The sequence below is a fragment of the Microbacterium sp. F01 genome (genome assembly GCF_056156365.1).
Genome location: NZ_CM149592.1, coordinates 1,248,032 through 1,261,363, shown reverse-complemented (window position 1 = coordinate 1,261,363; position 13,332 = coordinate 1,248,032). Strand labels below are relative to the sequence as shown.

Here is a 13,332-nt window from a genome sequence, read left to right as displayed (position 1 = left end):
CCAGCGCGTCCGACACCTGGCCGCGCCTGCGCCGCCGTCCAGGAGCGGATTCCTGCCAACCCTCGGCGGCTGCGCCCCTCACTCCTCGATCGGGTCGACGCCGGCGCGCGCGAACGCGGCGGTGGCAGCATCCGTCGACTCTTCGCGGTCGGTGTCGACGAGGCCGAGGCGCGTGCGCCGGTCGAGGAGGTCGGCGATGCTCAGGGCGCCCTCGATGCGCACGCCCCACTCGAGTTCCTGGGCCGTCACGCCGCACGCGCCGGACGGCCCCGTCGGGAGGGCGGCCGCGTACGGGGCTTCGGCGCCGAACCGGCGCACCAGGCGCGGGGCCGCGACGATCTCGCCGAGGCGGTGCCGAGGCCAGGCGCCGACGAGCGGGATCGCGCGGGTGGGCGACGGGCGGGACGCGAACCCGGGGTCGCGCCGGATGACGGCGTCGACGGCGTCTTCGGCCATCCGCCGGTAGGTCGTGAGCTTGCCGCCGACGATGCTGAGCGCACCGCTCGCGGACTCGATGATCGCGTGGCGGCGGGACAGGTCGCTGGTGTCGTGGCCGTCGGCGCCGGCGAGGAGCGGGCGGAGACCCGCGAAGGTCGAGAGCACGTCGGTGCGCGCGAGGGGCTCCTCCAGCACCGTGTTGACGGTGTCGAGGAGCATGTCGATCTCTGCCTCGGTCGCGTGCGCCACGTCGGGGATCGGCCCGTCGGCGGGCACATCCGTCAGGCCGATATACGTGCGGCCGTGCTGCGCGGGCAGCGTGAACACGAAGCGGCTCGACGAACCGGGGATCGGCACGGTGAGCGACACATCCGAGCCGCCGAGACGTGCCGTCGACACCACGAGGTGCGTGCCGCGGCTCGGCCGCAGCCGGACGTCGTGGTCGAGCTCGCCCGCCCACACGCCGGTCGCGCTGACGACGGCGCGCGCGTGCACCGGGAACGTCGCCCCGGTCACGACGTCGCGCAGGGTCGCCTCGCGCCCGGTGACCGCGACAGCTTCGACACGGGTGAGGACGGATGCCCCGTACCCGGCGGCCGTCCGCGCGACGGCGACGACGAGCCGCGCGTCGTCGATGAGCTGCCCGTCCCACCCGCGCACGCCGCCGCGAAGACCTTCGGCGCGAACGGCGGGCGCGAGGGCGAGCGTCGCGTCGCGGCCGATCGCTGCGGGCGCCCGCAGCAGGGAGCCGGACGTTCCGACCGCACGGCGCAGGCCGTCGCCGAGTTCGTACCCCATGCCGATGTACGCCCCGCGTGCGATGTGCCCGGGCTCGTGCAGCGGCACGACCTGCGCGAGCGCGCGCGTGAGGTGCGGCGCGATGCGGGTGAGGAGGAGGTGGCGCTCGGTCGCGCTCTCGTGCGCGATCCCGATCTGTCCCGACGCGAGGTACCGCAGCCCGCCGTGCACGAGCTTGGAGCTGAAGCGGCTCGTGCCGTGCGCGAGGTCGTGCCGCTCGACCAGCACGGTGCGCAGGCCCCTTGCCGCGGCATCCAACGCGATCCCGGCTCCGGTGATGCCGCCGCCGATGACGAGCACATCGATCTCGCGCTCGTCGGCGAGGACGTCGAGCTCGCGCGCGCGGCGGGCGGCCGAGAGAGCCGACGGGCGGGGTGTGCGCCCGACGATCCGCGTGGTCATCGCCGCTCCTCGCCGTTGGGCGCGAGGTAGCCCTGCAGCGCGTGCGCGAGTTCGGCGCGCCAGGCGCTTTCGGGCAGCCACTCGGCGACGAGCGGCGCGGACTGCACCGCGGACTGCGCGATGAGCAGCACCATCGCGGCGAGCTGAGCTGGCTGGCCCGCGCGCACGAACCCGGCGCGCTGCCCCGTCGCGATGCGCCGGGCGGTCTCGGCGTGGATCGCGCGCTGGCTCGTGCCCAGCCGATCGAGGATGTACCGGGCGAAGAGTTCGGGATCGGTGTCGCGCAGGCGGTCGACGAGGGGCAGGCGACGCACGCGGTCGGCGGTCTCAACCAGCAGCGTCACGAGCTCGTCGAGGTCGGCTGACTCCCCCGCTTCGGCGGGAAGCGCCGCGACGAGCTCGCGGGTGACGAGGGCGGCGAACACCGCCTGCGCGTCGGGCCAATAGCGGTAGAGCGTCTGGCGGGCGATGCCGCAGCGACGGGCGATGTCGGACGCCGTCGTGCGGCGGATGCCGTGCGCCAGCACTTCGGCGAGCGCGGCGTCGAGGATCGCGGTCTCTGTGTCGGGCACTCCGTCGGCCATGTGACAACCATACAGAATGTGTCATACTGTCGCCATGGCTGCGACGGTGCCCACCGACTCCCCGAGCGACCCCGCGAACCCGGCGCGTCCGCTCGCCCTCCCGGCGCCCCGCCCGCGTGGCGACTGGGACGCCTGGGGATCCGAGCCCGCCCGCCTGCCGGCCGCCGCGAAGGCGATCGTCGCGACGCTGCTGCCGGGAAAGGCGCATCCCGTGCCGCATCGCCCCTCGCCCGTCCTCACGCCTTCGCTGCTCCCCGACGACGACCTCGCCGCGCTGGCCGGGATCGTCGGCATCGATGCGGCGACCCGCGGCGACGCGGTGCGCATGCTGCACCTCGGCGGCAAGAGCACGCCCGACCTGTTGCGTCGCCGCCTCGACGATCCGCAGGCCGCGCCCGACGCGGTGGTCTCCCCCGCGACCCACGACGAGGTCGCCGCGGCGCTCCGCCTCTGCGCGGACCGCGGCATCGCGGTCGTGCCGTTCGGCGGCGGCACGTCGGTGGTGGGCGGCGTCGACCCGGTGCGCGGCACGCACCGGGCCGTGATCGCCCTCGACCTCAGCCGCACCGCGGCGCTCCTCGCCCTCGACGAGGTGTCGCTGCTCGCGACGTTCGGCGCCGGCACGACCGGTCCGCAGGCGGAGGAGCTGCTCGCCGACCGCGGATACACGCTCGGCCACTTTCCGCAGAGCTTCCGCTACGCGTCCCTCGGGGGATACGCCGCGACCCGCTCCAGCGGGCAGGCGTCCCGCGGCTACGGCCGCTTCGACGACCTCGTGCACGCGCTCCGCGTCGCCACCCCCGCGGGTGACCTCGACCTCGGCCGCGCCCCCGCGAGCGCCGCCGGTCCTGACTTGCGCGAGCTGTTCCTCGGTTCCGAGGGCGCGTTCGGCGTCCTCACCGAGGTCACGGTGCGCATCCGCCCGATCCCGGCCGCGACCGCGTACCGCGCGTGGTCGTTCCCCGACTTCGCCGCGGGGGCGTCGGCGTTCCGCGAAGCCACGCAGCGCGGCATCCGTCCCACAGTCCTGCGTTTGAGCGACGAGACCGAGACACGCGTGAACGCCGCGATGGGCGGACACCTCACCCGCATGCGCGGGAGCCTGGCCGTCGCCACCTTCGAGGGAGCGACGCCCGCCGAGACCGAGGCGACGCGCCACGCGCTGGACGCGGTCTTCCGCGCGCACGGCGCGACGTCGCGCGGCGAGGACCCCGCACGCTCGTGGGAGCGCGGCCGCTTCGCCTCTCCGGCCCTGCGCGACACCCTCATGGACCTCGGCGTCCTCGCCGAGACCCTCGAGACCGCGACGACCTGGTCTCACCTTCCTGCCCTCAAGACCGCCGTCACCGCCGCGCTCACCGAGAGCCTCACGGCCTCCGGAACCAAGCCGATCGTGCTGTGCCACATCTCGCACGTGTACCCGGCGGGCGCCTCGCTCTACTTCACCGTGGTCGCCGCGCTCACCGAGGATCCCGAGGCCCAGTGGATGAGGGCGAAGGATGCCGCGTCCCGCGCGATCGGCGACGCACACGGCACGATCACCCACCATCACGCCGTGGGGCGCGATCACCGTCCGTATCTCGAGGCCGAGATCGGCCCGCTCGGCGTGGAGGTGCTGCGCGCCGTGAAGGGCGTGCTCGATCCTCGCGGCATCATGAATCCCGGCGCATTGGTCGCGCCCGCTGCGGACGCGGCCGAAGCGGCGGAGCGCACGTGAAGGTCGCGCTGCTCGTCAATCCCGCGGCGCGCGCCGGCGCGCATACGGGCGCCGGCACGCATGCCGCCGAGCGCCTTCGTGCCCACGGCGTGCAGACCTCGATCCTGAGCGGCGGCAGCGCGGCGGAGTCGTCCGCGCTGCTGCGAGCCGCGATCGAGGTCGGCGTCGACGCCGTGGTCGTCGCAGGCGGCGATGGCACCGTGAACCTGGCGATCCAGGAGGTCGCCGGCACCGGCGTCCCCCTCGGGATCGTGCCGTCGGGCACCGGCAACGACTTCGCGGCGACGCTCGGACTGCGCGAGCTCGACGTCACTGCGGCGGCCGACGCGATCGCGGGAGGTCTCACACGGTCGATCGACCTCGCCCGCGTCACGCGCGAAGACGGGTCGACGCGGTATTACGGGTCGGTGCTCGCGAGCGGGTTCGACTCCAAGGTCAACGATCGCGCCAACGCGATGCGGTGGCCACGGGGCGGCTCCCGGTACAACATCGCGATCCTCGTCGAGTTCCTGACCCTCGCCGGCATGCCGTACCAGGTGGAGCTGGAGCTGGCAGACGGCTCCCGCGAAGAGGTGCAGGGCGACCTCGTGATGGCGACGGTGGGCAACGGGCGCACATACGGCGGCGGCATCCCGATCTGTCCCGATGCCGACCCGGCCGACGGCCTGCTCGACGTCGTCCTCGTGCGCCCTGCCGGGCGGCTGCGCCTGCTGCGCCTTCTCCCGCGTGTGTACCAGGGCACGCACGCGGGCGTGCCGGAGGTCGCGATGCGACGAGTGCGATCGGTGCGACTGTCGTCGCCGGGAGTCACGGCCTACGCCGACGGCGACCCGATCGGTGCGCTGCCGCTCACGATCGATGTCGTGCGCGGCGCGCTCACGATCTTCACGCCCGCCGGCTGATCCGGCGGCGACGGCGTCAGTGCGCCGCCTGAACCGCCCGGAGCTTGGCCAGCACCTGGTCGCGCAGCTCTTCGGGCGCGCTCTCCTTGCACGCCCGGGCGAGCACCTCGGTCAGCGTGGTCGCGACGAGCGCCTCGTCACGGCAGCCCTCGCAGTTCGCCAGGTGCTCGGCGATGTCGCTCTGCTCGGTCTTGCAGACCTCGTGGCGCAGGTACTCCTCCAGGTCGCGCCGCGCCTTCTCACAGCCGCAGTCCGTCATTTCGTGCTCCTCGTGGCGGCGGGGGTGATGCCGCGCTCTTTCGCGTAGTCGGCCAGCAGCTCACGCAGCATCCGTCTGCCACGGTGCAGACGGCTCATGACCGTGCCGATGGGGGTCTTCATGATGTCGGCGATCTCCTGGTAGGCGAAGCCCTCGACGTCGGCGAGGTACACCGCCAGCCGGAAGTCCTCCGGGATGGACTGCAGCGCGTCTTTCACGACCGACGCGGGCATGTGGTCGATCGCCTCGGCCTCGGCCGAGCGGGTGCTGGTCGCCGTCGTGGACTCGGCACCGCCCAGCTGCCAGTCCTCGAGATCGTCGATCGTGCCCTGATACGGCTCGCGCTGCTTCTTGCGATACGTGTTGATATAGGTGTTCGTCAGGATGCGGTACAGCCACGCCTTGAGGTTCGTGCCCTGCGTGAAGGTCTTCCACGAGGCGAACGCCTTGACGAAGGTCTCCTGTACGAGGTCCGCCGCGTCGGCGGGATTGCGCGTCATGCGCATGGCCGCCGCGTACAGCTGGTCCATGAAGGGCAGCGCCTGCTCTTCGAACTGCGCGCGGGGATCCTGGGCCTGGTCCGCCTCAGCAGCCTGATCGGTCGAGTCGCTCATCACGCGCCAGTCTACGGCGGGCTCTTGCGGGCTGCCTGGGACGAGCGCGTCACGCCCGGCGAGGAGGGGCGCCTCGTGGTCGAGGCGCTCGAGAGTGGCGAACATCCGGCTCCGCTCAGTAGGTTGCTCCCGGCTCGTTCCCACCGGGTTCAGTAGGGTAGAACCCGATGACAGCCGAAGCGTATTCCCCGCCCTCCGCGCCGATGGGGCGCGGTCACTGGCCTGCGCCCGTCGCCGACGGCGCGCTGCACGCCACGGTGACCGTTCCCGGGTCGAAATCGCTGACCAACCGCGAGCTGATCCTGGCCGCCCTCGCCGACGGCCCGAGCCGCCTGATCTCGCCGCTGCACTCGGACGACTCCGCCCGCATGATCGACGCACTGCGCTCGCTCGGCGTCGGCATCGAGCTCGTCGACGGCGCCGGACTCTACGGCGACGACATCGAGGTGACACCGGTGTGGCCGCTGCGCGGCGACACCGTCGTGGACTGCGGCCAGGCCGGCACCGTCATGCGCTTCGTCGCCGGCCTCGGCGGCTTCGCCCGCGGCGACGTCACGCTCACGGCGCACGAGAGCGCGCTGCACCGCCCGATGGGCGCCATGATCACCGCGCTGCGCGACGTCGGCGTCGACATCGACGACGGGGGCCACTGGGCACTCCCTTTCATCATCCGCGGCCACGGTCACGTGCGCGGCGGCGAGGTCACCATCGACGCGAGCGCGTCGAGCCAGTTCGTGTCGGGCCTCCTGCTGGCCGCGCCCCGCTTCGACGTCGGCCTGCAGCTGCGCCACTCCGGCGAGCGCCTGCCGAGCATTCCCCACATCGATATGACCGTCGAAGTCCTCGGGCACCGCGGCGTGCACGTCGAGCGTCCTGGCGTCGGCGAGTGGATCGTGCCGGCGGGCCCGATCCGCGGCAAGGACGTGGCGATCGAGCCCGACCTGTCGAACGCGGCGCCGTTCCTCGCGGCCGCGATGGTCGCGGGCGGCTCGGTCTCGGTCACCGGCTGGCCCGCGCACTCCACGCAGCCCGGTGCGATGCTCACCGAGATCCTGTCCCTGATGGGTGCCCGCGTGGTGCGCCGCGGCGGCGCACTCACCGTCACCGCGGGCTCCGCCATCCAGGGCGTCGATCTCGACCTCTCGGCCGCCGGCGAGCTGACCCCCACGATCTTCGCGCTCGCGGCCTTCGCCGACTCCCCGTCGACCCTGCACGGCATCGGCCACATCCGCGGCCACGAGACCGACCGCATCGCGGCGCTCGTCGCGGAGCTGCGCGGCCTCGGCGGCGAGGCGGAGGAGCTGCCCGACGGCATCCGCATCGTGCCGCGCCCGCTCCACAGCGGCACCTGGCACGCGTACCACGATCACCGCATGGCGACCACCGGTGCCCTCATGGGCCTCGCCGTGCCCGGCGTCGAGGTCGACGACATCGGCACCACCGCCAAGACGATGCCTGAGTTCCCGCAGATCTGGCAGCGGATGCTCGACGGCGAGCACGCCGACGGCGGGCTCCCCGAGGAGACGATGCGCGCCTCGTGAGACGGCGCGTGCAGGCACTCGCGGAGCGATCGGGGAGACCTGCGTGAACCGACCCGGGATGACCCTATGAGCGGGACGACACCGTGAGCTGGCTCGACGACCTCGATGACGACGACGAACCGGAGTTCGACGAGGCCGACGTCCGGGTGCGGCCGAACCCGAAGGCGAACCGCCCCCGCACCAAGCGCCGCCCGGCGCACAGCGACGCGGAGATCGCGCGCGTGCTCGGCGTCGACCGCGGCCGGTACACCGTGCTCGTCGACGAGGACCTCCCGACCGAGCGCACCGTGCTCGCGGCCCGCGCGCGAGAGCTGCGCAAGACGCCGATCGTCACGGGCGACCGTGCCCGCGTCGTCGGCGACGCGTCGGGCGACGAGGGCACGCTCGCGCGCATCGTCGGCATCGAGGACCGCACCTCGCTGCTCAGGCGCAGCGCCGACGACACCGACCAGGTCGAGCGCGTCATCGTCGCCAACGCCGACCAGATGCTCGTCGTCGTCGCGGCCGCCGATCCCGAGCCGCGCCCGCGCCTGGTCGACCGTTACCTCGTGGCGGCGCTGGATGCCGGCGTCCGTCCCCTCCTCGTCGTCACGAAGACCGACCTGGCCGATCCCGCCGAGTTCCTCGCGCACTTCGATGGCCTCGACCTCGAGGTGTTCACGAGCGGCCGCGAGGAGATGCCGCTCGAGCGGATCGGCGCGGCGCTCGTCGGCCACTCGACGGTGTTCGTCGGGCACTCGGGCGTCGGCAAGTCGACGCTCGTCAACGCGCTGGTGCCCGACGCGAAGCGGGCGACCGGCCACGTCAACGTCGTGACCGGACGCGGGCGCCACACCTCGAGCTCGACGGTGTCGCTGCGCTACCGCGGCGAGGCGCTCGATGGCGCCGTGCGGGGCAACGGCTGGGTCATCGACACCCCTGGCGTGCGGTCCTTCGGCCTGGGCCACGTCGACCCCGCGAACATCCTCCGCGCTTTCACCGACCTCGACCAGATCGCCGAGGAGTGCCCGCGCGGCTGCACGCACCTCCCCGACGCGCCGGACTGCGCCATCGTCGAGGCGGTCGCGGAGGGCCGGCTCGGCCCGGGCGGAGCCGCCCGCCTCGACTCGCTGCAGCGCCTGCTCGAGACGTTCGCCAAGAAAGCCCAGGAGCCCGGCGCCTAGAGTGGAGCGGTGACCACGACGCGCCTCGAACCCGGTTCTCTCGCTCCCGCCTTCACGCTCCCCGACCAGGACGAGCAGGCCGTGACGCTCAGGGACCTTCGGGGCGGACGCGTGATCCTCTTCTTCTACCCCGCGGCGATGACGCCCGGGTGCACCAAGGAGGCGTGCGACTTCCGCGACAGCCTCGCCCCCCTCCAGGCGGCCGGCTACACGGTGCTCGGCATCTCCCCCGACGAGCCCGAGAAGCTGCGACGGTTCCGGGAGCGCGACGGCCTCACCTATGACCTGCTCAGCGACCCCGCCCACAAGGTGCTCGAGAGGTACGCCGCGTGGGGCGAGAAGATGAACTACGGCAAGACCTTCATGGGCGTCATCCGCTCGACGATCGTCATCGACGAGAAGGGCCGCATCACGCACGCGCTGTACAACGTGCGGGCAACGGGCCACGTCGCGCGCGTGCGCACGCTGCTCGGCGTCTAAGCGCCCGGGAGCTGTCCGCCGGCTTCCTCGTCGCGCTGACGGCGAGCCGCGCGGCCGGCGTCGCGCACCGCGATCATGAGCAGCACCAGCACGATCAGGGCCGGGGCCGCGAGCACGAGGGCGACCGTCGCGTCGGCGAACGCGCCGGTGGCGGCGCCGAAGGCGACGGCGAGGATCAGCAGCTGCGTGACGATGCCGCCCGAGCGCCCCCACGACTGATCGCGCCAGATCGCGAACGCGAACGCGATGACCGCCGCCGCGCCCACGAGCGTCAGCACCGCCAGTGCGATCGCGCTCTCGATCGAGCCGGTGTCGCCCGAGGCGATCGCGACGATCTCCCGCACCGTCAGTGCTGCCAGCCCGAGGCCTTCGAGCCCCACCAGCACCGCGGCGATCCTTCCGGACAGGTTTGTCCGCATTCTCCGTCGACTCCTTCTTCCACCGACAGCAGTTTGTGCGAACTCTCCATACGCCCCGGGGAACACTCAGCAAGTCCTACACAAACCCGCCGATGAACCCTTGATTCAGGTAAACCGCTATGGGACGATTGGTGAAGCCGTGTGCTCCCACAGCGACGTGGGGCGAGATTCTTCTCGCACATCCCACAGGGTACCGGACCCGAACCGGGCCTTTATTCCCCACCCCTCTGTCACAAGGAGCACCACCATGGACTGGCGCGACAAGGCCGCCTGCCTGACCGTCGACCCCGAACTGTTCTTCCCTGTCGGGAACACCGGTCCGGCCGTCGATCAGATCGAGAAGGCCAAGTCGGTGTGCGCACGCTGCACCGTCACCGAGATCTGCCTGCAGTACGCCCTCGAGACCGGCCAGGACTCGGGCGTGTGGGGTGGCCTCTCCGAGGACGAGCGCCGCGCACTCAAGCGCCGCGCCGCTCGCGCGCGCCGCGCCTCCTGACGCCTGGCGCCACAGCGCTTCACTGAGCGGATGCCGCGAGCCGCGGCATCCGCTCAGTGCTGTCAGTTCTTGGAGCGCTCGATATAGCGCAGCGGGATGTCGATCGTGACCTCCGTGCCGCTGCCCATGATGGTGTGCCAGTCGATGGTGCCGCCGAGCTCGCCCTGGATGAGGGTGCGCACGATCTGCGTGCCGAGGCCGCGGCCGACCTGACCCTCGGGCAGCCCGGAGCCGGTGTCGCGCACGCGCACCTCGAGGCGGTCGTCCGTGCGCTCGGCGATGATCTCGACGTCGCCCTCCTGCCCGGCGAGCCCGTGCTCGACGGCGTTCGTGACGAGCTCGGTGAGGGCCAGGGCAAGCGGCGTCGCGTACTCGCTGGGCAGGGTGCCGAAACGCCCCGTGGAGTGCGTCTTCGCGCGCGTGTTGGGCGCCGCGGCGACCTCGGCGACGAGCTTGAGCACGCGGGCGAACACCTCGTCGAAGTCGACGTTCTGCGCGAGACCCTCCGAGAGCGTGTCGTGCACGACGGCGATCGCCGACACGCGGCGCATGGCCTGCGTGAGCGCGTCGCGCGCCTCCTCGGTGTGCGAGCGGCGGGCCTGGATGCGCAGCAGCGACGCGACAGTCTGCAGGTTGTTCTTGACGCGATGGTGGATCTCGCGGATCGTCGCGTCCTTGGTGATGAGCTCTTGCTCCTGGTGGCGGATCTCGGTCACATCGCGGCAGAGCACGATCGCGCCGATGCGGGTGCCGTGATCGCGCAGTGGAATGGTGCGCAGCGACACCGTCACGCCACGGGCCTCGAGGTCGGCGCGCCACGGCGCGCGCCCGGTGACGACGACCGGAAGCGACTCGTCGAACTGCCGCTTCGTCGGGAGGATGCCGGTCACGACCTCGACGAGCGACTCGCCCTCGAGCTCGTCGTCGAAGCCCAGCCGGTTGAACGCCGACAGCGCATTGGGGCTCGCGAACGTCGTGATGCCGTCGACGTCGAGGCGGACCAGACCGTCGGACGCGCGCGGCGCGCCGCGTCGCGGCGACGTCGGCGCCGTCAGGTCGGGGAACTCGCCCGACGCGATCATGCCGAACAGGTCGTCGGCGCAGTCGTTGAAGGTGATCTGCTGCCGCGAGGGCGTGCGCGCCTCGCCGAGGTTGGTGTGGCGGGTGATCACGCCGATCACCGTCGCCTCTTTCCCGCTCTTGCGGGCCACCGGCACCGCGCGCACACGCGTGGGCGTCTCTTCGAACCAGTCGGGTGAAGCCGAGTCGACGATGCGGCCCGTCTGAAACGCCTCGCGGACCTGCGTGCGCCACTGCGGCCGCACGCGGTCGCCGACGATGTCGCGGTAGAAGAGCGTCGCCGCGCCACCCGGACGCGTGTGGGCGACGGCGACGAAGGAGTCATCGGATGTCGGCACCCAGAGCACGATGTCGGCGAAAGCCAGATCGGCGAGGAGCTGGCCGTCCCCCGCGAGACGATGCAGCCACTCCACGTCCTCTTCGCTGGAGCGGCCCTGGGCGTAAACGAGATCGCTGAGGGTCGACACGGACCTAGCCTAGAGCGCGCGGCTCACACGACCCGTTCGCCGACGCGTGCCATGTCGTCGGCGCCGGCGTGCGCGGGTCGTCCGGAGCCGGCGCGGTGGACGCCGCGGCGCCGCGGCTTCCCGGCGCGCTGCGGCTCGGGTACAGGCACGATCGCCTCGCCCACGAAGCGCCGCAGCGCGAGGGTCAACGGCGATCGGGGAGCGACCTCGGCGATCGGCTGCGACGCGAGGATCGCAGCATCCGCTGATCTCGGGTCCTGCGGGAGGAACCAGACGTCCTCGATGCCGCCGAAACGGTCGAGCGTGCGGCGCACCTGCCCGCGGGCATCGATGCCGAGGGTTCCCGGGCGGAGCCGGTTGGCGACGACGGCCACCGGGGTCGCGCCGATCGTGGCACGCAGGTCGGCGTGTCCGCGGAGGAACCGTGCGACACCGACGGGATCTGCCCCGACCACGGCCACCACGAGGTCCGCGGCGCGCAGCGCGGCAAGTGTCGCGGCGTTGCGGCGCGGGCCGTCGAGGTCGCTCATGATCTCTTCGTCGCGCTCGAGCGACGAGGCGACGTCGACCACCGTGTAGTCGGCCCACTCGCGGCAGGCGGCGAGGGCGGCGACCACGCGCCGGTCGCTCAGCTCCGGCCAGCGGGAAGGCCGGTTGATACCCGTCAGGACGTCGACCCCGGTGCGCCCGAGCGGCACGGCGATGCGGGTGAGTTCGCGCGCGTCGAGGCCGCCGAGCTCGGCCTGCCGGCACGCGGCGGCGAACCCGGGGCCCTCGTCCGCGAGGCCGAGCGTGAGCGCGAGGGACGGCGCGTGCGTGTCGGCGTCGACGAGGGCGACGTGGCGTCCGCCGCGGGCGAGTTCGACGGCGAGCTCCGTCGCCACGGTAGAGCGCCCCGGTGCTCCGGCAGGACCCCACACCGCGATCACGCGCGGCTGCTGGCGCGCTGGCGCTGCCGGGGCCGAAGCGCGGGGCGTGGCCGAGAGCGCCTCGGCGATGCGCCACGGCTCGGCGTGCAGGCTCAACGGAGCTTCGAGTCCGCACGACGCGGCGATCCGCTCCCCCGCCGCGTCTTCGACGAGCGGCACGACGCGTGTGCCGGCGCGGTCGCAGAGCGCGACGACGGTCGGCGACATCGTTGCACGAGACACCGCGACCACCAGTGCGTCGGCGTCGGCGAGCGCCCGGAGCATCGCCTGCGCGTCGGCGCCCAGCATCTCATCCGCCGCCGCAAGGGCGGGAGCGGATGCTGCGACCTCGGCGATCACCTCGATCCCCTCGCGCCGCAGTCCCTCGGTGACGAGCCGGGCGTCGTCGACGGCGACGATGACCCTCACGAGCCGGATCCCGTCGTGGGGACGATGGACAGTGCGGACTCGTCGGCCATCGCGGCGAGGGTGGCGGGAACATCCGCCCGAGGGATGACGAGTTCGAGCGCGGCTGCGCCGCCGCCGATCATGGAGTCGTCCCGCGTGACCGACACGACCGTGGCGTCGGCGACGAGGATGCGCGGCTCGTCGTAGGCCCCCTGCTCCAGGAGCGGGGCAGACCAGACTTCGACGACGCTGCCCGCTTCGACCGACGCCGGCACGTCGACGGCGCTGCGGACGACGACGCTCGTGGTGCGCCCGGACGCGGGATCGCCCACGGAGGCTGCGGGCACCAGTTCACCCGCCTCGATCGTGCGGGTCGCGACCACGGGATCGTCGAGGTCGTCGGCCGTGAGGTACGTGCCGGCGAGGGCGCCGAGTGCGACGTCGACGACCTTCAGGTCGCCGGTGCCGATCGCCTCGCCGGGGACGATCGTGTGCGCGGCGGCGTAGACGGGAACGGTCTGTCGTGCTGCCGACACGACGAGCCAGACGCCGACGACGGATGCCGCCACGAGGAGCACTCCGAGGAAGAACCGCGCATCGCCCCAGAAGGCTCGGCGCGGCGTGCGGACGGGGTCGTGGTCGGTGGTCATGCGTCC

Annotated in this window: 14 protein-coding genes; 6 read left to right on the top strand and 8 right to left on the bottom strand. The window is 72.6% G+C overall.

Annotation, left to right across the window (positions count from 1 at the left end; translation table 11 throughout):
- Window positions 1-78 precede the first annotated feature (78 nt).
- The gene (locus ACVN90_RS05525; RefSeq protein WP_475101158.1) at window positions 79-1,638 is read right to left on the bottom strand and encodes a glycerol-3-phosphate dehydrogenase/oxidase; all 1,560 of its coding nucleotides are present in this window, start codon (window positions 1,636-1,638) and stop codon (window positions 79-81) included.
- Window positions 1,635-2,222: a TetR/AcrR family transcriptional regulator gene (locus ACVN90_RS05520; RefSeq protein WP_475101157.1), complete on the bottom strand. Its 588-nt coding sequence runs from the start codon at window positions 2,220-2,222 to the stop codon at window positions 1,635-1,637. The genes ACVN90_RS05525 and ACVN90_RS05520 overlap by 4 nt, the downstream gene beginning before the upstream one ends.
- A 34-nt stretch (window positions 2,223-2,256) precedes the next feature.
- Between ACVN90_RS05520 and ACVN90_RS05515 the strand changes: the two genes are divergently transcribed.
- Together ACVN90_RS05515 and ACVN90_RS05510 are read left to right on the top strand one after the other, a co-directional pair.
- Window positions 2,257-3,939, top strand: a complete 1,683-nt coding sequence (locus tag ACVN90_RS05515; RefSeq protein ID WP_475101156.1) for an FAD-binding oxidoreductase — start codon at window positions 2,257-2,259, stop codon at window positions 3,937-3,939.
- Window positions 3,936-4,841, top strand: a complete 906-nt coding sequence (locus tag ACVN90_RS05510) for a diacylglycerol kinase (protein WP_475101155.1) — start codon at window positions 3,936-3,938, stop codon at window positions 4,839-4,841. Before ACVN90_RS05515 ends, ACVN90_RS05510 begins: the two co-directional genes overlap by 4 nt.
- Before the next feature lie 16 nt (window positions 4,842-4,857).
- Here ACVN90_RS05510 and ACVN90_RS05505 read toward each other — a convergent pair whose 3' ends face one another.
- Window positions 4,858-5,100: a zf-HC2 domain-containing protein gene (locus ACVN90_RS05505; protein WP_045297433.1), complete on the bottom strand. Its 243-nt coding sequence runs from the start codon at window positions 5,098-5,100 to the stop codon at window positions 4,858-4,860.
- On the bottom strand, window positions 5,097-5,819 hold the full coding sequence (locus tag ACVN90_RS05500) for a sigma-70 family RNA polymerase sigma factor (protein ID WP_475101154.1): 723 nt from the start codon (window positions 5,817-5,819) through the stop codon (window positions 5,097-5,099). Before ACVN90_RS05500 ends, ACVN90_RS05505 begins: the two co-directional genes overlap by 4 nt.
- 62 nt (window positions 5,820-5,881) lie before the next feature.
- Between ACVN90_RS05500 and aroA the strand changes: the two genes are divergently transcribed.
- From aroA to bcp, 3 genes are all read left to right on the top strand, one after another.
- A complete protein-coding gene (gene aroA / locus ACVN90_RS05495; protein ID WP_475101153.1) occupies window positions 5,882-7,255 on the top strand; it encodes a 3-phosphoshikimate 1-carboxyvinyltransferase in 1,374 nt (457 codons plus the stop codon).
- A gap of 83 nt (window positions 7,256-7,338) precedes the next feature.
- Window positions 7,339-8,418, top strand: a complete 1,080-nt coding sequence (rsgA, locus tag ACVN90_RS05490; protein ID WP_475101152.1) for a ribosome small subunit-dependent GTPase A — start codon at window positions 7,339-7,341, stop codon at window positions 8,416-8,418.
- A gap of 9 nt (window positions 8,419-8,427) precedes the next feature.
- A complete protein-coding gene (bcp, locus tag ACVN90_RS05485) occupies window positions 8,428-8,898 on the top strand; it encodes a thioredoxin-dependent thiol peroxidase (protein WP_475101151.1) in 471 nt (156 codons plus the stop codon).
- On the opposite strand, the gene ACVN90_RS05480 is transcribed toward bcp, so the two are convergent.
- The gene (locus ACVN90_RS05480) at window positions 8,895-9,317 is read right to left on the bottom strand and encodes a histidine kinase (protein WP_475101150.1); all 423 of its coding nucleotides are present in this window, start codon (window positions 9,315-9,317) and stop codon (window positions 8,895-8,897) included. The two genes, bcp and ACVN90_RS05480, sit on opposite strands and share 4 nt — an antisense overlap.
- Before the next feature lie 247 nt (window positions 9,318-9,564).
- Between ACVN90_RS05480 and ACVN90_RS05475 the strand changes: the two genes are divergently transcribed.
- A complete protein-coding gene (locus ACVN90_RS05475; RefSeq protein ID WP_018171995.1) occupies window positions 9,565-9,813 on the top strand; it encodes a WhiB family transcriptional regulator in 249 nt (82 codons plus the stop codon).
- Window positions 9,814-9,875: 62 nt separating this feature from the next.
- Here the strand turns inward: ACVN90_RS05475 and ACVN90_RS05470 are convergent, their stop codons facing one another.
- The 3 genes from ACVN90_RS05470 to ACVN90_RS05460 are packed head-to-tail and all read right to left on the bottom strand — an operon-like array spanning window position 9,876 to window position 13,326.
- Window positions 9,876-11,360 carry a sensor histidine kinase gene (locus ACVN90_RS05470; protein ID WP_475101149.1) on the bottom strand — a complete coding sequence of 495 codons (1,485 nt, stop codon included), beginning with the start codon at window positions 11,358-11,360 and terminating at the stop codon, window positions 9,876-9,878.
- A 23-nt stretch (window positions 11,361-11,383) separates the two neighbouring features.
- The gene (locus ACVN90_RS05465) at window positions 11,384-12,697 is read right to left on the bottom strand and encodes a CpaE/TadZ family protein (RefSeq protein ID WP_475101148.1); all 1,314 of its coding nucleotides are present in this window, start codon (window positions 12,695-12,697) and stop codon (window positions 11,384-11,386) included.
- Window positions 12,694-13,326: an SAF domain-containing protein gene (locus ACVN90_RS05460; RefSeq protein ID WP_475101147.1), complete on the bottom strand. Its 633-nt coding sequence runs from the start codon at window positions 13,324-13,326 to the stop codon at window positions 12,694-12,696. Before ACVN90_RS05460 ends, ACVN90_RS05465 begins: the two co-directional genes overlap by 4 nt.
- Between the last annotated feature and the right edge of the window lie 6 nt (window positions 13,327-13,332).